This window comes from Oleiphilus sp. HI0132, assembly GCF_001635845.1.
The window spans coordinates 1-766 of the sequence record NZ_LWGJ01000016.1; the positions used below are offsets into that span (position 1 = coordinate 1).

Genomic DNA, 766 nt, shown 5'->3' on the forward strand with positions numbered 1-766 from the left:
TAGGAGCGATGGGTCTATCCAGTAGCACTGCATGGGCTCAGCTACTGGGCGCATCTGGTGAGGCGACGACGCTTGGCCCCTTACCTGCGGATTACTATCCACCAACTTTGACAGGCTTGCGGGGCAGCCATAAGGGATCCTTTGAAGTGGCCCACTCACTGGCATGGCGTGGTGAGAAACCGCAGCACTACCAAAAGCTTCACGAGCACTATGATCTGGTAATTGTTGGTGGTGGAATATCCGGATTGTCTGCAGCGTGGTTTTATCGAAAAAAAATGGGCCATGATGCACGCATTCTGATTCTGGATAATCACGACGATTTCGGCGGACATGCCAAGCGCAACGAATTCCAGGTCAAAGGTAAAACGTTATTGGGGGCTGGCGGTTCGCAAAACTTGGAGTTCCCAGACCGCTACGATGATATTTCCCGCTCAGTATTGGACGACTTGGGCATCGATACCGATATCATGGAATCCAATATGACGCAAGATTACCCCTTGGGCAATACCGATCACGATGCAGGCATGTCGATTGCGACTGATAATGGTCACGTTAACCTTGGCGGAAATTGGATTAATTTTTTACACGCGAAGGAAGGCTATCGCGAAGCGATAGAACGATTGCCTTATAATAAATCTGAAAAAGAAAAACTGATCGAATTCGTATCCGGCGAGCACGACTACCTTGATGAACTGTCCTTCTTCGAGAAATATAAGTACTCAAAAACCACCAGTTACAATAGTTTTCTTCGCGACAGAGTCGGGTT

1 protein-coding gene is annotated in these 766 nt (G+C 48.3%); it reads left to right on the forward strand.

Going from position 1 to position 766, the window contains the following annotated elements; all coding sequences use genetic code 11:
- Positions 1 to 766 (forward strand): FAD/NAD(P)-binding protein (locus tag A3766_RS00375; protein ID WP_156508568.1); only part of this gene is annotated, 766 nt, incomplete at both ends.